Annotated in this window: 19 protein-coding genes, 3 tRNA genes and 1 riboswitch; of the genes, 21 read left to right on the top strand and 1 reads right to left on the bottom strand. The window is 60.6% G+C overall.

Annotated features, from left to right (window positions below):
- Positions 1-274: 274 nt before the first annotated feature.
- From acs to astE, 14 genes are all read left to right on the top strand, one after another.
- A complete protein-coding gene (acs, locus tag HX811_RS17660; RefSeq protein ID WP_003214346.1) occupies positions 275-2,230 on the top strand; it encodes an acetate--CoA ligase in 1,956 nt (651 codons plus the stop codon).
- A gap of 683 nt (positions 2,231-2,913) precedes the next feature.
- Positions 2,914-3,699, top strand: coding sequence for an ABC transporter substrate-binding protein (locus tag HX811_RS17655; protein ID WP_003214343.1), 786 nt, complete (start codon positions 2,914-2,916; stop codon positions 3,697-3,699).
- Positions 3,700-3,790: 91 nt separating this feature from the next.
- Positions 3,791-4,480, top strand: coding sequence for an ABC transporter permease (locus tag HX811_RS17650; RefSeq protein ID WP_003214341.1), 690 nt, complete (start codon positions 3,791-3,793; stop codon positions 4,478-4,480).
- Positions 4,477-5,175 carry an ABC transporter permease gene (locus tag HX811_RS17645; RefSeq protein ID WP_010165618.1) on the top strand — a complete coding sequence of 233 codons (699 nt, stop codon included), beginning with the start codon at positions 4,477-4,479 and terminating at the stop codon, positions 5,173-5,175. The genes HX811_RS17650 and HX811_RS17645 overlap by 4 nt, the downstream gene beginning before the upstream one ends.
- 1 nt (position 5,176) lies before the next feature.
- Positions 5,177-6,289, top strand: a complete 1,113-nt coding sequence (locus tag HX811_RS17640) for a succinylglutamate desuccinylase/aspartoacylase family protein (RefSeq protein WP_177046724.1) — start codon at positions 5,177-5,179, stop codon at positions 6,287-6,289.
- 27 nt (positions 6,290-6,316) lie between these two features.
- Positions 6,317-7,081 carry an ABC transporter ATP-binding protein gene (locus HX811_RS17635; RefSeq protein ID WP_003214336.1) on the top strand — a complete coding sequence of 255 codons (765 nt, stop codon included), beginning with the start codon at positions 6,317-6,319 and terminating at the stop codon, positions 7,079-7,081.
- A gap of 247 nt (positions 7,082-7,328) precedes the next feature.
- Positions 7,329-8,309 (top strand): GlxA family transcriptional regulator, encoded by a 981-nt coding sequence (locus HX811_RS17630; protein ID WP_008435259.1) that lies wholly within the window; start codon positions 7,329-7,331, stop codon positions 8,307-8,309.
- Positions 8,310-8,618: 309 nt separating this feature from the next.
- Positions 8,619-9,839, top strand: coding sequence for an aspartate aminotransferase family protein (locus tag HX811_RS17625; protein WP_003214332.1), 1,221 nt, complete (start codon positions 8,619-8,621; stop codon positions 9,837-9,839).
- Positions 9,840-10,083: 244 nt separating this feature from the next.
- Positions 10,084-11,103, top strand: a complete 1,020-nt coding sequence (gene aruF, locus HX811_RS17620; RefSeq protein ID WP_063027854.1) for an arginine/ornithine succinyltransferase subunit alpha — start codon at positions 10,084-10,086, stop codon at positions 11,101-11,103.
- Positions 11,104-11,152: 49 nt separating this feature from the next.
- On the top strand, positions 11,153-12,178 hold the full coding sequence (gene astA / locus HX811_RS17615; protein ID WP_003214325.1) for an arginine N-succinyltransferase: 1,026 nt from the start codon (positions 11,153-11,155) through the stop codon (positions 12,176-12,178).
- Positions 12,175-13,644 carry a succinylglutamate-semialdehyde dehydrogenase gene (gene astD, locus HX811_RS17610; RefSeq protein WP_177046765.1) on the top strand — a complete coding sequence of 490 codons (1,470 nt, stop codon included), beginning with the start codon at positions 12,175-12,177 and terminating at the stop codon, positions 13,642-13,644. Before astA ends, astD begins: the two co-directional genes overlap by 4 nt.
- Before the next feature lie 176 nt (positions 13,645-13,820).
- Positions 13,821-15,167 (top strand): N-succinylarginine dihydrolase, encoded by a 1,347-nt coding sequence (gene astB, locus HX811_RS17605; protein ID WP_087694275.1) that lies wholly within the window; start codon positions 13,821-13,823, stop codon positions 15,165-15,167.
- Between the two features lie 23 nt (positions 15,168-15,190).
- Entirely contained in the window at positions 15,191-15,481 is a 291-nt protein-coding gene (locus HX811_RS17600) for a hypothetical protein (RefSeq protein ID WP_003214319.1), read from the top strand.
- Positions 15,482-15,492: 11 nt separating this feature from the next.
- A complete protein-coding gene (gene astE, locus HX811_RS17595) occupies positions 15,493-16,497 on the top strand; it encodes a succinylglutamate desuccinylase (RefSeq protein WP_003214315.1) in 1,005 nt (334 codons plus the stop codon).
- Positions 16,498-16,643: 146 nt separating this feature from the next.
- Here astE and HX811_RS17590 read toward each other — a convergent pair whose 3' ends face one another.
- Positions 16,644-17,153: a 6,7-dimethyl-8-ribityllumazine synthase gene (locus tag HX811_RS17590; RefSeq protein ID WP_003214313.1), complete on the bottom strand. Its 510-nt coding sequence runs from the start codon at positions 17,151-17,153 to the stop codon at positions 16,644-16,646.
- A 111-nt stretch (positions 17,154-17,264) separates the two neighbouring features.
- Positions 17,265-17,434, bottom strand: a riboswitch (FMN riboswitch).
- Positions 17,435-17,624: 190 nt separating this feature from the next.
- On the opposite strand from HX811_RS17590, the gene ltaE reads away from it, so the two are divergent.
- The 7 genes from ltaE to HX811_RS17555 all read left to right on the top strand — a co-directional run bounded on the left by ltaE (position 17,625) and on the right by HX811_RS17555 (position 23,593).
- On the top strand, positions 17,625-18,629 hold the full coding sequence (gene ltaE / locus HX811_RS17585) for a low-specificity L-threonine aldolase (RefSeq protein WP_003214311.1): 1,005 nt from the start codon (positions 17,625-17,627) through the stop codon (positions 18,627-18,629).
- 146 nt (positions 18,630-18,775) lie between these two features.
- Positions 18,776-21,394, top strand: coding sequence for an alanine--tRNA ligase (gene alaS, locus HX811_RS17580; protein ID WP_063027864.1), 2,619 nt, complete (start codon positions 18,776-18,778; stop codon positions 21,392-21,394).
- A 95-nt stretch (positions 21,395-21,489) separates the two neighbouring features.
- Complete coding sequence (locus HX811_RS17575; RefSeq protein ID WP_003214308.1) at positions 21,490-22,731, top strand: aspartate kinase; 1,242 nt, start codon at positions 21,490-21,492, stop codon at positions 22,729-22,731.
- A 186-nt stretch (positions 22,732-22,917) separates the two neighbouring features.
- Positions 22,918-23,106, top strand: a complete 189-nt coding sequence (gene csrA / locus HX811_RS17570; protein WP_002554426.1) for a carbon storage regulator CsrA — start codon at positions 22,918-22,920, stop codon at positions 23,104-23,106.
- Between the two features lie 62 nt (positions 23,107-23,168).
- Positions 23,169-23,259, top strand: a tRNA-Ser gene (locus tag HX811_RS17565).
- Between the two features lie 108 nt (positions 23,260-23,367).
- Positions 23,368-23,444, top strand: a tRNA-Arg gene (locus tag HX811_RS17560).
- A 72-nt stretch (positions 23,445-23,516) separates the two neighbouring features.
- A tRNA-Arg gene (locus HX811_RS17555) sits at positions 23,517-23,593 on the top strand.
- Positions 23,594-23,728 lie beyond the last annotated feature (135 nt).

Raw genomic sequence — 23,728 nt, 5'->3', positions numbered from 1 at the left:
ACAGTGCCTTGATGGCGAGGTTGATTTTAGGCGTCCGAGTTATATTCATATACCCGTGCTTTTGATAAACACTATTGGTGGTTTTTGTAACAATCGCGAAATGAAGGTTTTTTCAGAAACCTGCAAAGCGCCACGGGCCGCGGGCCAGAGCGCCGCCGGGGGATAGGTGGGCAATTTGTAGGGGCTTGTTACTACCATCGTCGAATGGTTCTATAGGTCCGGCCCGGCTACAACAGGGCCATACAACAACAACTATGTCACCGAGGTAAGAAAGATGAGTGCGGCTTCTCTGTACCCCGTTCGCCCCGAAGTAGCAGCCAATACGCTGACCGATGAGGCGACCTACAAGGCCATGTACCAGCAGTCGGTGGTCAATCCCGACGGTTTCTGGCGCGAGCAAGCCAAGCGCCTTGACTGGATCAAGCCTTTCACCACGGTGAAGCAGACCTCCTTCGACGATCACCATGTCGACATCAAATGGTTTGCCGACGGCACCCTCAACGTTTCCTACAACTGCCTGGACCGCCACCTCGCCGAGCGTGGCGACCAGCCAGCAATCATCTGGGAGGGCGACGACCCTGCCGAAAGCCGCACCATCACCTACCGCGAGCTGCATGAAGAAGTCTGCAAGTTCGCCAACGCCCTGCGCGGCCAGGATGTGCACCGCGGCGACGTGGTGACTATCTATATGCCGATGATTCCCGAAGCCGCGGTCGCCATGCTGGCCTGTGCCCGGATCGGTGCGATTCACTCGGTGGTGTTTGGCGGGTTCTCGCCAGAGGCCCTGGCCGGTCGGATCATCGACTGCAAATCCAAGGTGGTGATCACCGCCGACGAAGGCATTCGTGCCGGCAAGAAGATTTCCCTGAAGGCCAACGTCGACGACGCCCTGACCAACCCGGAAACCAGCAGCATCCAGAAAGTCATCGTGTGCAAGCGCACCGGTGGCAACATCAAGTGGAACCAGCATCGCGACATCTGGTACGAAGACCTGATGAAAGTGGCGGGCACCGTGTGTGCGCCGAAAGAGATGGGCGCCGAAGAAGCGCTGTTCATCCTTTACACCTCCGGTTCCACCGGCAAGCCGAAGGGCGTGCAGCACACCACCGGCGGCTACCTGTTGTACGCAGCCCTGACCCACGAGCGCGTGTTCGACTACCGCCCGGGCGAAATCTACTGGTGCACCGCCGACGTCGGCTGGGTCACCGGCCACACCTATATCGTCTATGGCCCACTGGCCAACGGCGCGACCACGCTGATGTTCGAAGGCGTGCCGAACTATCCGGACATCACCCGGGTGGCGAAGATCGTCGACAAGCACAAAGTGAACATCCTCTACACCGCACCGACCGCGATCCGCGCCATGATGGCCTCCGGCACCGCCGCCTGCGAAGGCGCCGATGGCAGCAGCTTGCGCCTGCTGGGTTCGGTGGGTGAGCCGATTAACCCGGAAGCGTGGGACTGGTACTACAAGAACGTCGGCCAATCCCGTTGCCCGATCGTCGATACCTGGTGGCAGACCGAGACCGGCGGCAACATGATGAGCCCGCTGCCGGGCGCCCATGCCCTCAAGCCGGGTTCGGCGGCGCGCCCATTCTTTGGCGTGGTACCGGCGCTGGTGGATAACCTCGGCAACCTGATTGAAGGCGTGGCCGAGGGTAACCTGGTGATCCTGGATTCGTGGCCGGGCCAGGCACGTACGCTGTATGGCGACCATGACCGGTTTGTGGACACCTACTTCAAGACCTTCCGTGGCATGTACTTCACCGGTGACGGTGCGCGCCGTGACGAGGATGGCTACTACTGGATCACCGGGCGGGTGGATGACGTGCTGAACGTCTCCGGCCACCGCATGGGCACCGCCGAGATTGAGAGCGCCATGGTTGCGCACCCGAAAGTCGCGGAAGCGGCGGTGGTGGGGGTGCCTCATGACATCAAGGGCCAGGGCATCTATGTGTATGTCACGCTGAAAAACGGCGAAGAGCCGAATGAAGCGTTGCGCCTGGAGTTGAAAAACTGGGTGCGTAAAGAGATCGGGCCGATTGCTTCACCGGATGTGATCCAGTGGGCACCGGGCTTGCCGAAGACCCGTTCGGGGAAAATCATGCGCCGGATCCTGCGCAAGATTGCCACCGCTGAATACGACGGGTTGGGCGATATCTCCACCCTGGCGGATCCGAGTGTGGTGGCGCATTTGATCGAGACGCACAAGACCATGAACGTCGCGTAAGGCGGGTTTGTGGGACGAAGCCCCATTCGGCGTAGGCCGGGTGGGGCTTTTTTGTGCGATCGGACAGGCGACCTATAACCCCTGTGGGAGCGGGCTTGCTCGCGAAGGCGGCGTGTCAGCCAGCACATCACCCACTGACACACCGCCTTCGCGAGCAAGCCGCTCCCACATTTTGATTGCATTCCAAGATTGGTCATTCAGTGGGGCGACTCACACAAAGCCAATAAATATCGGATTGTGTTGTAGGAAGTTTCTGAATGTTACCGAGCCCGGCAAATGTGTAACCCCACGCCCAAACATGAGGCAAAGTGCTACGCCCATGCCCCGAAAACCCGCGTCTTAGACGCCCTGAAAAATTAGATCCAACGCTACACTTGCCGTGCTAGAAGGGTTTGCGAATAATAGGCCCGCAACTTGCAGCGCTAACAGGTTTAATATCTTTTGCCTCTGCATAAAATCCAGAGGCTGTCAATGTGCTGGAACCGCTTTCTCGGTGCTTCTGTAAATTGTTGTCGCATTGAGGAAATATCGGCTTCCGGCCTGTCGTTAGAATGCCGATCACTCGCTCGTCGTCGCCGATGCTGAACTGGCGCAGGACGCAGCACCGCTATTCGGTTTCACTCAGTCGCATCGTGGGCCCTGGCTCATACTGCTGTTTTGCCCTATACCGATGGAGTCCCAAGATGAAGAAACTCGTGCTGTTGGGCGCCCTGGCGCTGTCCGTGCTGTCCATGCAGGCTTTCGCCGAAGGCAAGCCACTGAAGATTGGTATTGAAGCGGCTTACCCTCCGTTTGCCTCCAAGGCACCGGACGGCAGCATCGTCGGTTTTGACTACGACATCGGCAACGCCCTGTGTGAGCAGATGCAGGTCAAGTGCACCTGGGTCGAGCAGGAATTCGACGGCCTGATCCCGGCGCTGAAAGTGCGCAAGATCGACGCCATCCTGTCCTCGATGTCCATCACTGACGATCGCAAGAAGTCCGTGGACTTCACCAACCGCTACTACCTGACCCCAGCTCGCCTGGTATTGAAGGAAGGCACTGCCGTCAGCGACAGCCTGGATGAATTGAAAGGCAAGAAAATCGGCGTGCAGCGCGGTTCGATCCACGACCGTTTCGCCAAGGAAGTGCTGGCTCCCAAAGGCGCCACCATTGTTCCTTACAGCTCGCAGAACGAAATCTACCTGGACGTAGAAGCCGGTCGCCTTGATGGCACCGTGGCCGACGCCACCCTGTTGCAGGAAGGCTTCCTCGACACGCCAGCCGGTAAAGGCTACGCGTTCACCGGCCCGGCCTTCACCGACGCCAAGTACTTCGGCGACGGTATCGGCATCGCGGTACGTAAAGGCGACAAGGAAAACCTGGACCGCATCAACGCTGCAATCGCTGCGATCCGTGCCAACGGCAAGTACAAGGCAATCCAGGACAAGTACTTCAACTTCGACATTTACGGCCCAGAAGCCAAGTAAACCGTCGCAGCTGTCTGTCCAGAATGGCGCAAGCACCAGGATCTCTGAAGTTTGCGCCATTTTTTCATCCCCCTTTTCGAGGACCTGAATCATGTTGAAAGGCTACGGGGCTGTCATCCTCGATGGCGCATGGTTGACGCTTCAGCTCGCCTTGTCGTCCATGGCCCTGGCCATTGTTCTGGGTCTGATCGGGGTCGCGTTGCGCCTCTCGCCGGTGCGCTGGTTGGCCTGGCTGGGCGACCTGTACTCCACGGTGATCCGCGGGATCCCCGACCTGGTGCTGATCCTGCTGATTTTCTACGGCGGTCAGGACCTGCTTAATCGCGTTGCGCCGTTGCTCGGCTACAACGACTACATTGACTTGAACCCCTTGGCCGCCGGTATCGGCACCCTGGGTTTCATCTTTGGCGCCTACCTTTCGGAAACCTTCCGTGGCGCCTTCATGGCCATTCCCAAGGGCCAGGCCGAAGCCGGCCTGGCGTATGGCATGAGCCCGTTCCAGGTGTTTTTCCGGGTGATGGTGCCGCAGATGATTCGGCTGGCGATCCCCGGGTTTACCAACAACTGGCTGGTACTGACCAAGGCCACCGCATTGATTTCGGTGGTGGGCCTGCAAGACATGATGTTCAAGGCCAAGCAGGCGGCAGACGCCACCCGCGAACCTTTTACCTTCTTCCTCGCAGTGGCGGCGATGTACCTGGTGATCACCAGCGTGTCGTTGCTGGCCCTGCGTCATCTTGAGAAGCGCTACTCGGTAGGCGTAAAGGCGGCTGATCTATGATCTTCGACTACAACGTCATCTGGGAGGCCATGCCGCTGTACCTCGGCGGCTTGCTGACCACCCTGAAACTGCTGGCCATTTCGCTGTTCTTCGGTTTGCTCGCGGCCTTGCCCCTGGGCCTGATGCGCGTGTCCAAGCAGCCGATCGTCAACGGCGTTGCCTGGCTGTACACCTATGTGATTCGCGGCACGCCGATGCTGGTGCAGCTGTTCTTGATCTACTACGGCTTGGCCCAGTTCGAAGCGGTGCGTGAAAGCTTCCTGTGGCCACTGCTGTCCAGTGCGACCTTCTGTGCGTGCCTGGCGTTTGCCGTGAACACCAGCGCCTACACCGCTGAAATCATCGCCGGCAGCCTCAAGGCCACGCCCCATGGCGAGATCGAGGCAGCCAAGGCCATGGGCATGTCGCGCTACAAGCTGTATCGCCGGATCCTGCTGCCATCGGCCCTGCGCCGGGCGCTGCCGCAATACAGCAACGAAGTGATCATGATGCTCCAGACCACGAGCCTGGCCTCCATCGTCACCCTGATCGACATCACCGGTGCCGCGCGCACGGTGAACGCCCAGTACTACTTGCCGTTCGAAGCCTATATCACGGCGGGTGCGTTCTACCTGTGCCTGACCTTCATCCTGGTGCGCCTGTTCAAGTTGGCCGAAGGCCGCTGGCTGAGCTACCTGGCTCCACGGAAGCATTGATATGGAACGTATCGATCACCTGTTGCCCTGGGGTCACCTGGGCTGCGAACGCCAGCTGACGGTGTTCCGATTCGGCAGCGGCGAGCGCAAGGCCTATATCCAGGCCAGCTTGCACGCGGATGAATTGCCCGGCATGCGCGCCGCCTGGGAGCTGAAAAAGCGCCTGACGGAACTGGAACAGCAAGGCGCCCTCAACGGCGTGATCGAGCTGGTTCCCGTCGCCAATCCGATGGGCCTGGGGCAACTGCTGCAAGGCAGTCACCAGGGCCGTTTCGAGATCGGCAGCGGCAAGAATTTCAACCGCGACTTCGTTGAGTTGAGCGAGCCGGTTACCGAGTTGCTCAAGGGCAAGCTGGGGGATGATCCTCACGCCAATGTGCGCTTGATCCGCCAGGCCATGAGCGATGCGCTCAATGCGTTGCCGGCGCCGAGCAGCCAGTTGCAAGGCATGCAGCGGGTGTTGCTGAGCCATGCCTGCACCGCCGACGTGGTCCTCGACCTGCATTGCGACGCCGAAGCCGCGTTGCACATGTACGCGCTGCCGCAACACTGGCCGCAGTGGCGTTCGCTGTCGGCGCACCTGAATGTGAAGGTCGGCCTGCTGGCGGAAGATTCCGGCGGCAGTTCGTTTGACGAAGCCTGCTCGCTACCGTGGCTGCGCCTGGCCCGGGCGTTCCCCGAGGCGCAGATTCCCCTGGCGTGCCTGGCGACGACTCTGGAGCTGGGTGGCCAGGCCGATACTGGCCGTGACGAAGCGATTTTCCACGCTGAAGGCATCCTGGCGTTCCTCGCCGAGCAAGGCCTGATCCGTGGTGAATGGCCCGCGCCGCAGCACGAGCCCTGCGAAGGCCTGCCCTTCGAAGGCACCGAGTTGTTGTTCGCGCCCCACGCCGGCGTGATCAGCTACCTGCGTAAAGCCGGTGACGTAGTCGAAGCCGGCGACCCGATATTTGAAGTGATCGATCCCTTGTCCGACCGCGTGAGCATTGTTTGCGCGGGCACGCCTGGGGTGCTGTTTGCCGTTGAACGGCTACGTTATGCCCAAGCGGGTTTCTGGCTGGCCAAGGTGGCGGGGCGCGAAGCGCTGCGGCACGGGCGCTTGCTCAACGACTGACCAACTGTTTTTGTGAGAACCGACCGCATGTACAAACTTGAAGTCCAAGACCTGCATAAACGCTATGGCAGTCATGAAGTGCTCAAAGGTGTGTCCCTGGCCGCCGCGGCCGGTGATGTGATCAGCATCATCGGGTCCAGTGGCTCGGGCAAAAGTACCTTTTTGCGCTGCATCAACCTGCTGGAGCAGCCCCACGCCGGCAAGATTCTGCTCAATAACGAAGAGCTGAAACTGGTGGCCAACAAAGACGGCGCCATGAAGGCTGCAGACCCGAAACAGCTGCAACGCATGCGTTCGCGACTGTCGATGGTGTTCCAGCATTTCAACCTGTGGTCCCATATGACCGCGCTGGAAAACGTCATGGAAGCACCGGTGCACGTCTTGGGCATGTCGAAAAAAGACGCCCGAGAAAAGGCCGAGCACTACCTGGCTAAAGTCGGTGTGGGCCATCGTAAGGATGCGTTCCCTGGCCACATGTCCGGCGGTGAACAGCAACGCGTGGCGATTGCCCGTGCCCTGGCGATGGAGCCTGAGGTGATGCTGTTCGACGAACCCACCTCGGCCCTTGACCCGGAGCTGGTGGGCGAAGTGCTGAAGGTGATGCAGGACCTGGCCCAGGAAGGCCGGACCATGGTGGTGGTGACCCACGAAATGGGCTTTGCCCGTGAAGTCTCCAACCAACTGGTGTTCTTGCACAAAGGCATCGTCGAAGAGCGTGGCAACCCGCGCGAAGTGCTGGTCAACCCACAGTCCGAGCGTTTGCAGCAGTTTCTTTCCGGCAGCTTGAAGTAAACAGAACTGCTTTTATGCACTGAATTAGTGCAAGCTTCACAATCCTGAGGTTGCCCAATCCCCTGTGGGAGCGGGCTTGCTCGCGAAAGCGGTGTATCAGTTGATACATCCGGTGACTGATCCACCGCATTCGCGAGCAAGCCCGCTCCCACATTTGGATCTTCACCCGCTTTAGAGATTTGTGTTGGTTTACGGGCTAGCATTGGCCTTTGTCTTCATTACTGTTACTCGCTTCGGATAGCACTCCATGACTGCCCATCGAATTGGTTTCCTGATTTGGCCCAGCACTAAAGCACTGACGCTTGCGCTGGCTGAGGAGGCCTTGCGCGTTGCTCAGCGGGTGCATCCGGACGTGGTGTACGAACTCTCGTTTTTGCAGGCCGAGCCGCCAATGGACGGCGCCTGGCAACTGCCGGGTGAGCCCTGGGCCGGCAAGCTGGAAGGTTTCCAAAAGCTGTTCCTGCTGGCCGATGAGCCACCGACCGTCATCGCCTCCCAGCTCAGCACCGCCCTCAAGCAACTGGTGCGTGCCGGGTGTGTGATCGGCGGCCTGTCGGCCGGTGTGTATCCGTTGGCCCAGCTCGGTCTGCTCGACGGCTATCGCGCCGCTGTGCACTGGCGCTGGCAGGACGATTTCGCCGAGCGTTTCCCCAAGGTCATCGCCACCAGCCATCTGTTCGACTGGGACCGTGACCGCCTGACCGCCTGCGGTGGCATGTCGGTACTCGACCTGCTGCTGGCAGTGCTGGCCCGTGACCACGGCGCCGAACTGGCCGGGGCAGTCTCGGAAGAACTGGTGGTAGAGCGCATCCGCGAAGGCGGCGAGCGCCAGCGCATCCCGCTGCAAAACCGCCTGGGTTCCAGCCATCCAAAGCTGACCCAGGCCGTGTTGCTGATGGAAGCCAACATCGAAGAGCCGCTGACCACCGACGAAATCGCCCAGCACGTGTGCGTGTCCCGACGACAGCTCGAGCGGATCTTCAAGCAATACCTCAATCGCGTCCCCAGCCAGTACTACCTGGAACTGCGCCTGAACAAGGCCCGCCAGATGCTCATGCAAACCAGCAAGTCGATCATCCAGATCGGCCTGTCCTGCGGCTTCTCCTCGGGGCCGCACTTCTCCAGCGCCTACCGCAACTTCTTCGGCGCCACCCCTCGTGAAGACCGCAACCAGCGCCGCAGCAGCAGCCCGTTCGAATTGTCGTCGGTGCCGTCCGAGCGCGGCTAGGCATCAGTGCTCGGCCGGCATCTCCAGGCATGACGCTGTTCCTGTGCGCGGATGAGATCAACAGCAGACCAAAACGGCCATCGGCGACGGCATTGGATAGTTGTGCCTCACCGACCGCCCAAAACCGGCCCGGGCGGTTTAAACTGCGCCATTGCGATGCTATTTGTCGCATTGGCGTAAACCCGCGAAAATCGCGGGTTGGCGCTATAAGAAGTTGTCGCTTGGCGGCAAGGCCGCGCTGAAAACTGTCCTTACAATCCCTGCATCGCCCGCCAGTTTCAGGCAGGCGTTCCTCTTCAGGAGACTCCGATGTCCGTTGAGCAAGCCCCGGTGCAACGTGCCGATTTCGACCAGGTCATGGTTCCCAACTACGCACCTGCCGCTTTCATCCCCGTGCGTGGCGCAGGTTCGCGCGTATGGGACCAGGCGGGCCGAGAGCTGATCGACTTTGCCGGCGGCATCGCGGTCAACGTATTGGGCCACGCCCACCCGGCGCTGGTCGGTGCACTGACCGAACAGGCCAACAAGCTGTGGCACGTGTCCAACGTCTTCACCAATGAGCCGGCCCTGCGCCTGGCCCACAAGCTGATCGACGCCACGTTTGCCGAGCGTGTGTTCTTCTGCAACTCCGGCGCCGAAGCCAACGAGGCCGCCTTCAAGTTGGCCCGTCGTGTCGCGTTCGACCGCTTCGGCACCGAGAAATACGAAATCATCGCCGCGCTGAACAGCTTCCACGGCCGTACCCTGTTCACCGTGAACGTGGGTGGCCAGTCGAAGTACTCCGACGGCTTCGGTCCGAAGATCGTCGGCATCACCCACGTGCCTTACAACGATCTAGAGGCGCTGAAAGCCGCCGTCTCGGACAAGACCTGCGCCGTGGTGCTGGAGCCGATCCAGGGCGAAGGCGGCGTGCTGCCGGCAGAACTGTCGTACCTGCAAGGTGCCCGCGACCTGTGCGACGCGAACAACGCGCTGCTGGTGTTCGACGAAGTGCAAACCGGCATGGGCCGCAGCGGCGAGTTGTTCGCCTATCAGCATTACGGCGTCGTGCCGGACATCCTCACCAGCGCCAAGAGCCTGGGCGGCGGTTTCCCGATCGCGGCCATGCTGACTCGCGAAGACCTGGCCAAGCACCTGGTGGTCGGCACCCACGGCACCACCTACGGCGGCAACCCGCTGGCGTGCGCGGTGGCGGAAGCGGTGATCGACGTGATCAATACGCCAGAAGTGCTGGCCGGTGTTAACGCCAAGCACGACCTGTTCGTTTCCCGTCTGGAGAAGATTGGCCAGCAATACGGCATCTTCACCGAAGTGCGTGGCCTGGGCCTGCTGCTCGGTTGCGTGCTGAGCGATGCCTGGAAAGGCAAGGCCAAGGACATCTTCAACGCCGCCGAGCGCGAAGGCTTGATGATCCTGCAAGCCGGCCCGGATGTGGTGCGTTTCGCCCCGAGCCTGGTGGTGGAAGATGCCGATATCCAGGAAGGCCTGGACCGCTTCGAACGTGCGGTGAAAAAGCTGACGCAAGCCTGATGGACCGTTGGGTGTCCGGCGAGTCGGGCGCCCAACACAAATTTTGTATGCCGGACTCTTTAGTTGAAGCTGTGAAGATCAAATGTGGGAGCGGGCTTGCTCGCGAATGCAGTGGTTCAGTCACCTGAAATGTTGAATGACACACCGCTTTCGCGAGCAAGCCCGCTCCCACACTTGACCTCACTGATTTCAAGATCGTGTCCGGCATTTTTTCCTGTGAGTTTTCGAGTTAAGGAGTGACACCATGCTGGTGATGCGCCCCGCGCAAATGGCTGATCTGGGCGAGGTACAGCGTCTGGCTGCGGACAGCCCGATTGGTGTCACCTCCTTGCCGGATGATGTCGAACGCCTGAGCGACAAGATCGCTGCGAGCGAAGCGTCCTTCGCCGCCGAGGTCAGCTTCAACGGTGAAGAAAGCTATTTCTTCGTCCTGGAAGACACCGACGCCGGCAAGCTGGTGGGCTGTTCGGCCATCGTTGCCTCGGCCGGCTACTCGGAACCGTTCTACAGCTTCCGCAACGAAACCTTCGTGCACGCTTCCCGCGAGCTGAAGATCCACAACAAGATCCACGTGCTCTCGCAGTGCCATGACCTCACCGGCAACAGCCTGCTGACCAGTTTCTACGTGGTGCCGGAACTGGTGGGTTCGCCGTGGTCGGAACTCAACTCCCGTGGCCGCCTGCTGTTCGTGGCCGGCCACCCGGAGCGCTTCGCCGATTCGGTGGTCACCGAGATTGTGGGCTACAGCGACGAGAACGGTGATTCGCCGTTCTGGGACGCCATCGGCCGCAACTTCTTCGACCTCAACTACGCCGCTGCCGAGCGCCTGTGCGGGTTGAAGAGCCGGACCTTCCTGGCCGAACTGATGCCGCACTACCCGATCTACGTGCCGCTGTTGCCGGACGCCGCCCAGGAAGCCATGGGCCAGGTGCACCCACGGGCGCAGATCACCTTCGACATCCTGATGCGCGAAGGCTTCGAGACTGACCATTACATCGACATCTTCGACGGCGGCCCAACCTTGCATGCGCGCGTCTCGGGCATTCGCTCGATCGCCCAGAGCCGTGTGGTGCCGGTGAAAATCGGTGAGATGGTCAAGGGTGTCGGCCGCCAGTACCTGGTGAGCAACGGCCAGTTGCAGGATTACCGCGCGGTGATGCTGGAGCTGGACTACGCGCCGGGCAAGCCAGTGACCCTGGACCTGGAAACCGCCGAAGCCCTGGGCGTCGGCGAGGGTGCCAGCGTTCGACTGGTAGCGGTTTAAGAATGAGTTTCGCGGGTGGCTTGCAAGGCGGCCCGTTTGAGGAGATAGCATGATCGTTCGTCCCGTACGCAGCAGCGATTTACCGGCCCTGATTGATCTGGCGCGCAGCACCGGCACCGGCCTCACCACCTTGCCGGCCAACGAAGAGCGCCTGACCCATCGGGTCGGCTGGGCTGAAAAGACCTTTCGCGGCGAAGCCGGGCGCGGTGATGCGGACTACCTGTTCGTGCTGGAAAACGACGAAGGCCGCGTGGTGGGAATTTCCGCCATCGCCGGTGCCGTCGGCCTGCGCGAGCCCTGGTACAACTTCCGGGTCGGCCTGACGGTCAGCGCCTCCCAGGAGCTGAACATCTACCGTGAAATCCCGACGCTGTTTCTGGCCAACGACCTGACCGGCAACTCCGAGCTGTGCTCGTTGTTCCTGCACGCCGATTACCGCAATGGCCTTAACGGCCGCATGCTGGCCAAGGCGCGCATGCTGTTTATCGCGGAATTCCCGCAGCTGTTCGGCAACAAGATCATCGCCGAGATGCGCGGCATGTCCGACGAAGCCGGGCGCTCGCCGTTCTGGGAAAGCCTGGGCCGGCACTTCTTCAAGATGGAATTCAGCCAGGCCGACTACCTCACCGGCGTGGGCAACAAGGCGTTTATCGCCGAGCTGATGCCGAAGTTTCCGCTGTACACCTGCTTCCTGTCTGAGGACGCGCGCAACGTGATCGGCAAGGTCCACACCGACACCGAGCCGGCCCTGAGCATGCTTAAGAGCGAAGGTTTCAGCTACCAGGGCTACGTCGACATCTTCGACGCGGGCCCGGCGGTGGAGTGTGAAACCACCAAGATCCGCGCCGTGCGCGACAGCGAGGCGCTGGTGCTGGCGATTGGTACGCCGGGCGACGACGCCACGCCGTTCCTGATCCATAACCGCAAACGTGAAGATTGCCGCATCACCGCCGCGCCGGCGCGGTTGGCTGCGGGCACCCTGGTGGTCGATCAACAGACCGCCAAGCGCCTGCAACTGATCGCCGGTGATCAAGTGCGTGCCGTACCGTTGTCCGCTGCCCGGGAGTCGAAATAATGAATTCGCTATACATCGCAGGTGAATGGCTGGCTGGCCAGGGTGAAGTGTTTGAGTCGCTGAACCCGGTGACCCAGCAGGTGGTGTGGTCGGGTAATGGCGCCACCGCCGAGCAGGTCGAGTCCGCCGTCCAGGCCGCACGCCAGGCGTTTCCGGCCTGGGCCAAGCGTTCCTTGGAAGAGCGCCTGAGCGTGCTGGAAGCCTTCGCCGCCAATTTGAAGAGTCGTGCTGACGAACTCGCCCGCTGCATCGGTGAGGAAACCGGCAAGCCTCTGTGGGAATCGGCGACTGAAGTCACCAGCATGGTCAACAAGGTCGCGATCTCGGTGCAAAGCTACCGCGAGCGTACCGGCGAGAAGAGCGGCCCCTTGGGCGACGCCACTGCCGTGTTGCGCCACAAGCCCCACGGTGTAGTGGCGGTGTTTGGCCCCTACAACTTCCCGGGTCACTTGCCTAACGGGCATATCGTGCCGGCCTTGCTGGCGGGTAACACCGTGCTGTTCAAACCGAGTGAGCTGACCCCGAAGGTCGCCGAGCTGACCGTGCAATGCTGGATCGACGCCGGCCTGCCGGCGGGCGTGTTGAACCTGCTGCAAGGCGCACGGGAAACCGGGATCGCCCTGGCGGCGAATCCGGGCATCGACGGTCTGTTCTTCACCGGCTCCAGCCGCACCGGCAACCATCTGCACCAGCAATTCGCCGGGCGCCCGGACAAGATCCTCGCGCTGGAAATGGGCGGCAACAACCCGCTGGTGGTGGACGAAGTGGCCGATGTGGATGCGGCCGTGTACACCATTATCCAGTCGGCGTTTATCTCCGCTGGCCAGCGTTGCACCTGTGCCCGTCGCCTGCTGGTGCCGGAAGGCGCCTGGGGCGATGCGTTGCTCGCACGCCTGGTGGCGGTGAGCTCGACCATCGAAGTCGGCGCATTTGACCAAACGCCGGCGCCGTTCATGGGCTCGGTGATTTCCCTCGGTGCTGCCAAGGCGTTGATGGATGCCCAGGAATTGCTGTTGGCCAATGGCGCCGTGGCGCTGTTGGAAATGACTCAACCCCAGGCCCAGGCTGCGTTGCTGACGCCGGGGATTATCGATGTGACCGAGGTTACGGAACGCGCTGACGAAGAGCTGTTCGGCCCACTGCTGCAAGTGATCCGCTACGCTGATTTCGAGGCGGCGATTGCCGAGGCCAACAACACTCAATACGGCTTGGCGGCCGGGTTGCTGTCGGATTCCGAGGCGCGTTACCAGCAGTTCTGGCTGGAAAGCCGCGCCGGGATCGTCAACTGGAACAAACAGCTGACGGGTGCTGCGAGCAGCGCGCCATTTGGCGGGGTAGGGGCTTCGGGCAACCATCGCGCCAGCGCCTATTACGCGGCGGACTATTGCGCGTACCCGGTGGCCTCCCTTGAGACCCCGAGCCTGGTGTTGCCTGCGTCGCTGACCCCAGGCGTAACGCTTAAGTGAAAGTGACACTGATCTAATGTGGGAGCTGGCTTGCCTGCGAAGGCATCACCTCGGTGTATCTGCATGACCGAGTTGCCCGCATCGCAGGCAAGCCAGCTCCCACACTTGATCGGGTTAACAGATACAGATCTGCACTTGATGCCTATAAAAATACAGATGTTCGTGGAGCCTCGCCGATGAAATCCTGTGAAGTCAATTTTGACGGTCTAGTGGGGCCGACCCATAACTACGGCGGCTTGTCCTACGGCAACGTCGCGTCCCAAAGCAACAGCCAGCAGTCCTCCAACCCGAAGGAAGCTGCGCTGCAAGGCTTGGCGAAGATGAAGGCCCTGATGGAAATGGGCTTTGTGCAAGGTGTGCTGGCGCCCCAGGAACGTCCGGATGTGGCCGCCTTGCGCAACCTCGGTTTTGCCGGCACCGACGCACAAGTCATCCAGCAGGCCGCCAAGCAAGCCATGCCGCTGCTGGTTGCCAGTTGCTCGGCGTCGAGCATGTGGGTGGCCAATGCCGCCACCGTCAGCCCGAGCGCCGACACCTTTGACGGCCGCGTGCATTTCACCGCCGCCAACCTCAACTGCAAATACCACCGCAGCATCGAACACCCGACCACCAGCCGCGTGCTGGGGGCGATGTTTGCCGATAGCAAACACTTCGCCCACCACGCCGCGCTGCCGGCCGTGGCGCAGTTCGGTGACGAAGGCGCGGCCAACCACACGCGTTTCTGCCGGGACTATGGCGAGGCGGGCGTAGAGTTTTTCGTGTTCGGCCGCAGCGCGTTCGACACCCGCTACCCCGCGCCGCAAAAGTACCCGGCGCGCCAGACCCTCGAAGCCTCCCAGGCGGTCGCACGTCTGCATGGCCTGCGGGACGACGGTGTGGTTTACGCGCAGCAGAACCCGGCGGTGATCGATGCCGGTGTGTTCCACAACGATGTGATCGCGGTGGGCAATGGCGAGGTGCTGTTCTATCACGAGGACGCGTTCCTCAATACCGATCAGATGCTCGGCGAATTGCAGGGCAAGCTCGGCAAGCTCGGCGGCAATTTCCAGTCGATCTGCGTGCCACGGGCCCAGGTGGGGGTTGAAGACGCGGTGCGTTCCTACCTGTTCAACAGCCAGCTGCTGACCCGCGCCGACGGTTCGATGCTGCTGATCGTGCCGGAAGAATGCCGCGCCAACGAGCGTGTCTGGCAGTACCTGCAAGGCCTGACGTCCTCCGGCGGGCTGATCCGCGAAGTCAAAGTCTTCGACCTCAAGCAAAGCATGCAGAACGGCGGTGGCCCGGCGTGCCTGCGCTTGCGTGTAGCCTTGAATGAAACCGAACTGGCGGCGGTCAACCCAGGGGTTATCATGACGGCGCCGTTGTACGACACGCTGACCCAATGGGTCGACAAGCACTACCGCGACAGCCTGCGGGAAACCGACCTGGCTGACCCGCAATTGCTGCTTGAGTGCCGGACGGCACTGGATGAACTGACGCAAATCCTTAAACTGGGCTCGGTTTATCCTTTCCAGATTAATTAACGCCGCACGGCTGAGAACTATTTATGACCACCGACACCCTGAAACTGATCCTTGAAGACACCGACGGCACCCAGCTGGAAACCTCCTGCACCCGCGTCGCCGTGGTGTGGCAGGGCAAGGAGATCTGGATCCAGCACGACGGCCGTGGCCAACTGCTGATCGGCGTGGACGTGGAAGAAGGCGACGCGGAATACGCCAACCTGCTGATGCGCCCATTGGCCACCAACCTGATGAGCCTGCAACTGGAAATGGAACCGGCCGACGTTGAAGGTGATGACGACGATCACGTCCACGGTCCTGGCTGCAACCACTAAGGAAGCTGCGTATGCTCGCCCTCGGCAAACTGCTTGAACTGACCCTCGCCGGTCGCGAACCGGCGCAAAAAATTCAACTGACTGTCGACGGCGTGCAACTGCGCTGGCTCAGTGAGGGCGCGCTGGAAGTGCGGCCTCCTGAGGCGCGGGACAACGGCAGCGACGTGCTGCTGTCGTCCGGCATCCATGGCAACGAAACCGCGCCGATCGAATTGGCCGACCGCTTGCTGCAGGGCATCGCCCGTGGGGAGATCAAGCCCCGTACCCGTATCCTGTTCCTGTTCGGCAACCCCGAGGCCATGCGCCGCGGCGAGCGTTACCTCGAACTGGACGTCAACCGGCTGTTCAACGGCCGTCATGAACAAAACATCGGCCCTGAAGCCATGCGCGCCGCCGAGCTTGAACAGTTGGCCCGCACCTTCTTCAGCGTGCCTGGGCGTAGCCGTTTGCACTACGACCTGCACACCGCCATCCGTGGCTCGAAGATCGAGCAGTTCGCACTGTACCCGTGGAAGGACGGTCGCCAGCATTCACGTCGTGAACTGGCGCGCCTGCGAGCCGCTGGCCTGGAGGCGGTGCTGTTGCAGAACAAGACGTCGATCACCTTCACGGCGTTTACCTATGAGCAGCTGGAGGCCGAGTCCTTCACCCTGGAGTTGGGCAAGGCCCGGCCGTTCGGGCAGAACCAGGGCGTGGACGTATCGCGCCTGGAAACCCGCCTCACGCAGATCATCGAGGGTAACGAGCCGGCCACCGAGAGCCTGGATGGCCTGCAGCTGTTCAGCGTCTCCCGGGAAGTCATCAAGCACAGCGATACCTTCGTCCTGCATTTGCCGGCGGACGTGGAAAACTTTTCGGAGTTGGAGAAGGGTTATCTGCTGGCCGAGGACATTGCCAAGACCCGCTGGGTGATCGAGGAGGAGGGCGCGCGCATCATCTTCCCGAACCCGAAGGTCAAGAATGGCTTGCGAGCGGGGATATTGATTGTGCCGACTACGGATGCCGGCCTGGCCTGAACCCCGAGACCGACTCGGTCAAATGTGGGAGCTGGCTTGCCTGCGATAGGATCAACTCGGTCTGCCAGATACACCGAGGCGATGCTATCGCAGGCAAGCCAGCTCCCACACAAGCCCAGCTCTGAGACTGGGCTTTGTGGTGTTGCTTAAACCGCGAGAGCCCGTGGCTCATTGCGACGCAGTGCGCGAACCTTGTGCAGGGTGTCGGCGCAGGTGCGTGCCGCTTCCTGGCCCTTGTGCACGAAGTGCTCATAGAAGAACGTATGGTGCTCGCTGCCCGCGTGGAAGTGGTGCGGGGTCAGGGATACCGAGAACACCGGCACTTCGGTTTCCAGCTGGACCTGCATCAGGCCGCTGACCACGGACTGGGCCACGAACTCGTGACGGTAGATCCCGCCGTCCACCACCAGGGCGGCCGCGACGATACCGGCATAACGGCCGGACTTGGCCAGCAGCTTGGCGTGCAGGGGCATTTCAAAGGCGCCGCCGACTTCGAAAAAATCGATGTCCGATTCCTGGTAGCCCTGGGCGATCATTTCGGCGAGGAAACCTTTACGGGATTGGTCGACAATATCCTTGTGCCAGCAGGCCTGGATAAACGCGACGCGCTCGCCGTGATGGTTTTTGCTTTTGCTGTCGATTGCGGTGGGTTGCATGTTCTGACTCCTGTTTAAGAAAAAAACAGGGCGTTATGAATCGAATGGGATTTAAGGGTACGCACAGCTGGCTCATGTGAACATGACGTCAGCGCGGCCCTTAGGTGCCAATCCCGTTCTCTCTTCATCCGGACTATGACCGTCGGCCCCGGGATCACACCGGGTCTGCTGACCTTGTCGCCGTCCTGCCGAGGCAGTTCGAGGCGCCAAGCGCTCGCGGGCTATGCACATTGCGTGCAATTACCGCCGGTGGGGAATTACACCCCGCCCTGAGAACGTTGCCGCCAGAACCCTGGCGGCGGAGAGTTTTTATCATGGTTTTTCAGAAACTGCACGGTTGGTTTATCGATAACCTATATCGGTTTGTTTGGTTGGTATTCGATTGTGCAAGCACGGGGCTTGATATTCCGCGGGTTTGCCCGCAGTAATCGTCAACACAAGAAACGCTCCAATCCGCTAGAGGCTAGTTTGATGAACGTGATTGACCTGCGCAGCGACACAGTGACCCAACCGACCCCAGGCATGCTCGAGGCGATGGCCACTGCCGCCAGCGGCGACGACGTCTACGGCGAGGACCCGAGCGTCAATCGCCTGGAAGCCGAACTGGCCAAGCGCCTGGGTTTTGCCGCCGCGTTGTTCGTGCCCACCGGCACCATGAGCAACCTGCTGGCGTTGATGGCGCACTGTGAGCGTGGCGAGGAATACATCGTCGGTCAGCAGGCCCACACCTACAAATACGAAGGCGGCGGCGCGGCGGTTCTCGGCTCGATCCAGCCACAACCCCTGGAAGTGCAGGCCGACGGTTCCCTGAACCTGGAGCACGTGCTGGCCGCGATCAAGCCGGACGACTTCCACTTCGCCCGTACCCGCTTGTTGGCGCTGGAAAACACCATGCAGGGCAAGGTCCTGCCGCTGCAATACCTGGCGGCCGCGCGAGCCTTTACCCGGGAACACGGCCTGGCCTTGCACTTGGACGGCGCGCGGCTCTACAACGCGGCGGTCAAGCTGGGTGTGGATGCGCGGGAAATTGCCCAGCACTTCGATTCGGTGTCGGTGTGCCTGTCCAAGGGCCTGGGCGCGCCGATCGGCTCGGTGCTGTGCGGCTCCACCGCGTTGATCGCCAAGGCCCGTCGTTTGCGCAAGATGGTCGGTGGCGGCATGCGCCAGGCCGGTTCGCTGGCGGCGGCGGGGCTGTACGCCCTTGATCACCAGGTGCAGCGCCTGGCCGACGACCACGCCAATGCCCAATGGCTGGGGGATGAACTGCGCAAGGCGGGTTATACGGTGGAGCCGGTGCAGACCAATATGGTCTACGTCGACATCGGTGATCGAGCCCAGGCCTTGAAGGCGTTTGCTGCCGAACGCGGGATCAAGTTGAGCGCGGCGCCGCGCCTGCGCATGGTCACGCACCTGGACGTCAGCCGGGCGCAGATCGAGCAAGTGCTCGCGACATTTGTCGAGTTTTCCCGGAAATGACAGTGCAGACCGTCTAATTGACTGTTTCTATCACATAAACACGCTGTACCACGGGCAAAGGGCCGATATAATGCGGCCCTTTGCCGTCGCTCCGTCTGATGACGTTTAGCACTGGCCTTTGGCCGCAGCCTCCGTGGAAGAACCTAATGAAAAGCGCAGAAATCCGTGAAGCCTTCCTTCGCTTCTTCGAAGAGCAAGGTCACACCCGTGTCGCCTCCAGCTCCTTGATCCCAGGCAATGACCCAACCCTGCTGTTCACCAACGCGGGGATGAACCAGTTCAAGGACTGCTTCCTGGGCCAGGAAAAGCGCGCCTACACCCGCGCCACCAGCAGCCAGAAGTGCGTACGCGCCGGCGGCAAGAACAGCGACCTGGAAAACGTGGGCTACACCGCCCGCCACCACACATTCTTCGAGATGCTGGGTAACTTCAGCTTCGGCGACTATTTCAAGAAAGACGCGATCACCTTTGCCTGGACCTTTCTGACCGGCGTGCTGAAGCTGCCGAAGGAAAAACTCTGGGTGACCGTCTACGCCACCGATGACGAAGCCTACGACATCTGGACCCAGCAAATCGGGGTGCCGGTCGAGCGCATGATTCGCATCGGCGACAACAAGGGCGCGCCTTACGCGTCCGACAACTTCTGGACCATGGGCGATACCGGCCCGTGCGGCCCGTGCACCGAGATTTTCTACGATCACGGCGCCGACATCTGGGGCGGCCCACCGGGCTCGCCGGAAGAAGACGGCGACCGCTACATCGAGATCTGGAACAACGTGTTCATGCAGTTCAACCGCACCGCCGATGGCGTGTTGCATCCGTTGCCAGCGCCGTCGGTGGACACCGGCATGGGCCTGGAGCGGATCAGTGCGGTGATGCAGCACGTTCACTCCAACTACGAGATCGACCTGTTCACCAACCTGCTGAGCGCTTCGGCCGCGGCCATTGGCTGTGCCAACGACAACCAGTCGTCGCTCAAGGTGGTGTCGGATCACATCCGTTCCTGCGGCTTCCTGATCGCCGATGGCGTGCTGCCGTCGAACGAAGGCCGTGGCTATGTGCTGCGCCGCATCATCCGTCGCGCCTGCCGTCACGGTAACAAGCTGGGCGCCACCGGCAGCTTCTTCTACAAGATCGTTGCCGCGCTGGTTGCCGAGATGGGCGATGCCTTCCCGGAACTCAAGCAGCAGCAAGCCAACATCGAGCGCGTGCTCAAGGCTGAAGAAGAGCAGTTCTCCAAGACCCTGGAGCACGGCCTGAAGATCCTCGAGCAGGACCTGGCCGAGCTCAAGGGCACCGTGGTGCCGGGCGACGTCGTGTTCAAGCTGTACGACACCTACGGTTTCCCGATGGACCTGACCGCCGACATCGCCCGCGAACGCGAGCTGACCATCGACGAAGCCGGGTTTGAGCGTGAGATGGAAGCCCAGCGCGTCCGTGCCCGTTCCGCCAGCTCCTTTGGCCTGGACTACAACACTCTGGTAAAGGTTGATGTGGCGACTTCGTTCATTGGTTACGAAGCCACCGTTGGCTCGGCCAAGATCGTGGCTATCTATAAGGACGGCAAGTCGGTTGACGTGCTGAACGAAGGTGACGAGGGCGTTGTGGTCCTCGACCAGACCCCGTTCTACGCTGAATCCGGTGGCCAGGTTGGCGACTGTGGTTTCCTGAGCTCCACCTCCGGTCGTTTTGAAGTGCGCGACACCACCAAGACCGGCGGTGCGTTCCTGCATCACGGCGTGCTGGTGCTGGGCAACCTGACCGTCGGAGCGCCGGTGGACACTCAGGTAGATGCCGACGTACGGCATGCAACTGCCTTGAACCATTCTGCCACTCACTTGCTGCACGCTGCGTTGCGTCAGGTGCTGGGTGAGCATGTGCAACAGAAGGGTTCGTTGGTCGATAGCCAGCGCCTGCGTTTTGACTTCAGTCATTTCGAGGCGATCAAGCCTGAGCAGTTGAAGGCCCTGGAAGACATCGTCAACGCCGAGATTCGCAAGAACACCCCGGTGGAAACCGAAGAAACCGATATCGAGACCGCCAAGCAAAAAGGCGCCATGGCGCTGTTTGGCGAGAAGTACGGCGACGAAGTGCGCGTATTGAGCATGGGCGGCAGCTTCTCGGTGGAGCTGTGTGGTGGTATTCACGCCAGCCGTACCGGCGACATCGGCCTGCTGAAAATCATCAGCGAAGGCGGCGTGGCTTCCGGCGTACGTCGTATTGAAGCGATCACCGGTGCTGCGGCCCTGGCCTACCTCAATGCGGCAGAAGAACAACTCAAGGAAGCGGCCGGCCTGGTCAAGGGCAGCCGCGACAACCTGATCGACAAGCTCTCCGGCGTACTGGAGCGCAACCGTCAGCTGGAGAAACAGCTGGAGCAGTTGCAGGCCAAGGCGGCCAGCGCGGCGGGCGACGATCTGTCGGCTTCTGCCCTGGACGTCAAGGGTGTGAAAGTGCTGGCCGTACGCCTGGACGGTCAGGACGGCAAGGCGCTGTTGGCCTTGGTCGATCAGTTGAAGAACAAGCTCGGCCGCGCAGTGATCCTGCTCGGCAGTGTCCATGAGGAAAAGGTCGTTCTGGTTGCCGGTGTAACCAAGGACCTGACTGGCCAACTCAAGGCCGGTGATTTGATGAAGCAAGCCGCCGCGGCAGTGGGCGGGAAGGGCGGTGGTCGTCCGGACATGGCGCAAGGCGGTGGTGTTGACGCCGGCGCCCTGGACGCGGCCCTGGCCCTGACCGTGCCGTTTGTCGAGGCAGGTATTTAAGGCGCTGTTAATGAGCCCGTGGTCTAGTCGCGGGCTCAGTCAGTGCTGGTTGATTGAATAACAGGCGCCCCTTTACGGGCTGAGGCGGCTTAGAAATGGCTTTGATCGTACAGAAATTTGGAGGCACCTCGGTCGGCTCTGTCGAAAGAATCGAGCAGGTCGCCGACAAGGTTAAGAAATTCCGCGATGCCGGCGATGACCTGGTGGTGGTGCTGTCGGCCATGAGCGGCGAGACCAATCGCCTGATCGATCTGGCCAAGCAAATCAGTGGCGATCAGCAACCGGTTCCCCGTGAACTGGACGTGATCATTTCCACCGGTGAGCAGGTGACCATCGCATTGCTGGCCATGGCGCTGAACAAGCGTGGTGTGCCGGCGGTGTCCTACACTGGCAACCAGGTCCGCATTCTTACGGATAGCGCGCACACTAAAGCCCGCATCCTGCAGATTGATGACCAGAAGATTCGCGCTGACCTGAAAGCCGGTCGTGTGGTAGTTGTCGCCGGTTTCCAGGGCGTCGACGAGCACGGCAACATCACCACCCTCGGTCGTGGCGGTTCCGACACCACTGGCGTGGCCCTGGCGGCAGCCCTGAAGGCTGACGAATGCCAGATCTACACCGATGTGGATGGCGTCTACACCACTGACCCGCGGGTCGTGTCCGTGGCCCAGCGCCTGGACAAGATCACCTTCGAAGAGATGCTGGAAATGGCCAGCCTCGGTTCCAAGGTGTTGCAGATCCGTGCCGTTGAGTTCGCCGGCAAATACAACGTTCCGCTGCGCGTACTGCACAGCTTCAAGGAGGGTCCGGGCACCCTCATTACTATTGATGAAGAGGAATCCATGGAACAGCCGATCATTTCCGGTATCGCTTTCAACCGTGATGAAGCCAAGCTGACTATCCGTGGCGTGCCAGACACCCCGGGCGTGGCTTTCAAGATCCTGGGCCCTATCAGTGGCGCGAACATCGAAGTCGACATGATCGTGCAGAACGTCTCGCACGATAACACCACCGATTTCACCTTCACCGTGCACCGCAACGAGTACGATGCGGCGGAGCGGATCCTGCAGAACACTGCGAAGGAAATCGGCGCCCGTGAAGTGGTCGGCGATACGAAGATTGCCAAGGTGTCGATCGTGGGCGTGGGCATGCGTTCCCATGCGGGCGTTGCCAGCCGCATGTTCGAAGCCCTGGCCAAGGAAAGCATCAACATCCAGATGATCTCCACATCGGAAATCAAGGTGTCGGTGGTGATCGAAGAGAAGTACCTGGAACTGGCTGTACGCGCACTGCATACCGCTTTTGAGCTGGACGCTCCGGCCCGACAGGGCGAGTGATGCGTTGCCGGGAAGGCGCGGTTATCCGCGCCTTTCATTTTTTTGCCGGGTGTGTGGTTAAGACCTGTTCTTTTACCTGCGCTCGACAATACTTAGGCGTGTAGGGCTATGGCCATTTGGTTGTAGGTCGAATGCCTTTTTTTTGCAGACTGTTGTTCCCGAAATGAAATGCGTGAGGAGAAAGGTATGCTGATTCTGACTCGTCGATGCGCAGAAAGCCTGATTATTGGTGATGGCGAAATCACCGTGACCGTGCTCGGCGTCAAAGGCAATCAAGTGCGTATCGGGGTTAACGCTCCGAAAGAGGTGGCTGTCCACCGCGAGGAAATCTACCTGCGGATCAAGAAAGAGAAGGACGAAGAACCAAGCCATTAATTTTTATCGTTTTTTATGTTTGCAAACGGGGATGAAGCTGGTTAATATACGCCCCGTGTTGCGGAGAGCTGGCCGAGTGGCCGAAGGCGCTCCCCTGCTAAGGGAGTACACCTCAAAAGGGTGTCGGGGGTTCGAATCCCCCGTTCTCCGCCATTATTTGCTTAGTACGTTGCAATCTGGTTTTTTCGCTAAGTTGTTGAAACTAAACGAAAAAATAGCTTTACATAGAGATTGAACGGCCTATAATGCGCGGCAACAAATGCACTCGTAGCTCAGCTGGATAGAGTACTCGGCTACGAACCGAGCGGTCACAGGTTCGAATCCTGTCGAGTGCACCATTTAAGAGTTAGTTGCAGCAATGCAGGTAACTTGGCTTCAACCAGTTGTGATCTGGTCTAAAAACACAATCTGCACTCGTAGCTCAGCTGGATAGAGTACTCGGCTACGAACCGAGCGGTCACAGGTTCGAATCCTGTCGAGTGCACCAAACAACAAAAAGCCCGCCTAGTGCGGGCTTTTTGCCGTCTGGGGTTTTTATTTCCCGGGGCGCCTTTTTCTCCCGCCCATGTGTTTTCCTCTCAAGCTGCGTCGTCGCAGTTCATATGTGTGGCCAATGCTCAGC

The sequence above is a fragment of the Pseudomonas sp. F8002 genome (assembly GCF_013385495.1).
Classification (GTDB): Bacteria; Pseudomonadota; Gammaproteobacteria; order Pseudomonadales; family Pseudomonadaceae; genus Aquipseudomonas.
This window is presented reverse-complemented; position numbering and strand designations above follow the sequence as displayed.

Excerpts from the sequence above, each read along its gene's own strand:
- HX811_RS17655 (WP_003214343.1), top strand. The coding sequence starts at position 2,914 with ATGAAGAAACTCGTGCTGTTGGGCGCCCTGGCGCTGTCCGTGCTGTCC.
- ltaE (WP_003214311.1), top strand. The coding sequence starts at position 17,625 with ATGAACGTGATTGACCTGCGCAGCGACACAGTGACCCAACCGACCCCA.
- astB (WP_087694275.1), top strand. The coding sequence starts at position 13,821 with ATGAAATCCTGTGAAGTCAATTTTGACGGTCTAGTGGGGCCGACCCAT.
- HX811_RS17640 (WP_177046724.1), top strand. The coding sequence starts at position 5,177 with ATGGAACGTATCGATCACCTGTTGCCCTGGGGTCACCTGGGCTGCGAA.
- csrA (WP_002554426.1), top strand. The coding sequence starts at position 22,918 with ATGCTGATTCTGACTCGTCGATGCGCAGAAAGCCTGATTATTGGTGAT.
- HX811_RS17625 (WP_003214332.1), top strand. The coding sequence starts at position 8,619 with ATGTCCGTTGAGCAAGCCCCGGTGCAACGTGCCGATTTCGACCAGGTC.
- HX811_RS17590 (WP_003214313.1), bottom strand. The coding sequence starts at position 17,153 with ATGCAACCCACCGCAATCGACAGCAAAAGCAAAAACCATCACGGCGAG.
- HX811_RS17600 (WP_003214319.1), top strand. The coding sequence starts at position 15,191 with ATGACCACCGACACCCTGAAACTGATCCTTGAAGACACCGACGGCACC.
- HX811_RS17635 (WP_003214336.1), top strand. The coding sequence starts at position 6,317 with ATGTACAAACTTGAAGTCCAAGACCTGCATAAACGCTATGGCAGTCAT.
- alaS (WP_063027864.1), top strand. The coding sequence starts at position 18,776 with ATGAAAAGCGCAGAAATCCGTGAAGCCTTCCTTCGCTTCTTCGAAGAG.
- HX811_RS17650 (WP_003214341.1), top strand. The coding sequence starts at position 3,791 with ATGTTGAAAGGCTACGGGGCTGTCATCCTCGATGGCGCATGGTTGACG.
- aruF (WP_063027854.1), top strand. The coding sequence starts at position 10,084 with ATGCTGGTGATGCGCCCCGCGCAAATGGCTGATCTGGGCGAGGTACAG.
- HX811_RS17630 (WP_008435259.1), top strand. The coding sequence starts at position 7,329 with ATGACTGCCCATCGAATTGGTTTCCTGATTTGGCCCAGCACTAAAGCA.
- HX811_RS17645 (WP_010165618.1), top strand. The coding sequence starts at position 4,477 with ATGATCTTCGACTACAACGTCATCTGGGAGGCCATGCCGCTGTACCTC.
- astE (WP_003214315.1), top strand. The coding sequence starts at position 15,493 with ATGCTCGCCCTCGGCAAACTGCTTGAACTGACCCTCGCCGGTCGCGAA.
- astA (WP_003214325.1), top strand. The coding sequence starts at position 11,153 with ATGATCGTTCGTCCCGTACGCAGCAGCGATTTACCGGCCCTGATTGAT.
- HX811_RS17575 (WP_003214308.1), top strand. The coding sequence starts at position 21,490 with ATGGCTTTGATCGTACAGAAATTTGGAGGCACCTCGGTCGGCTCTGTC.
- acs (WP_003214346.1), top strand. The coding sequence starts at position 275 with ATGAGTGCGGCTTCTCTGTACCCCGTTCGCCCCGAAGTAGCAGCCAAT.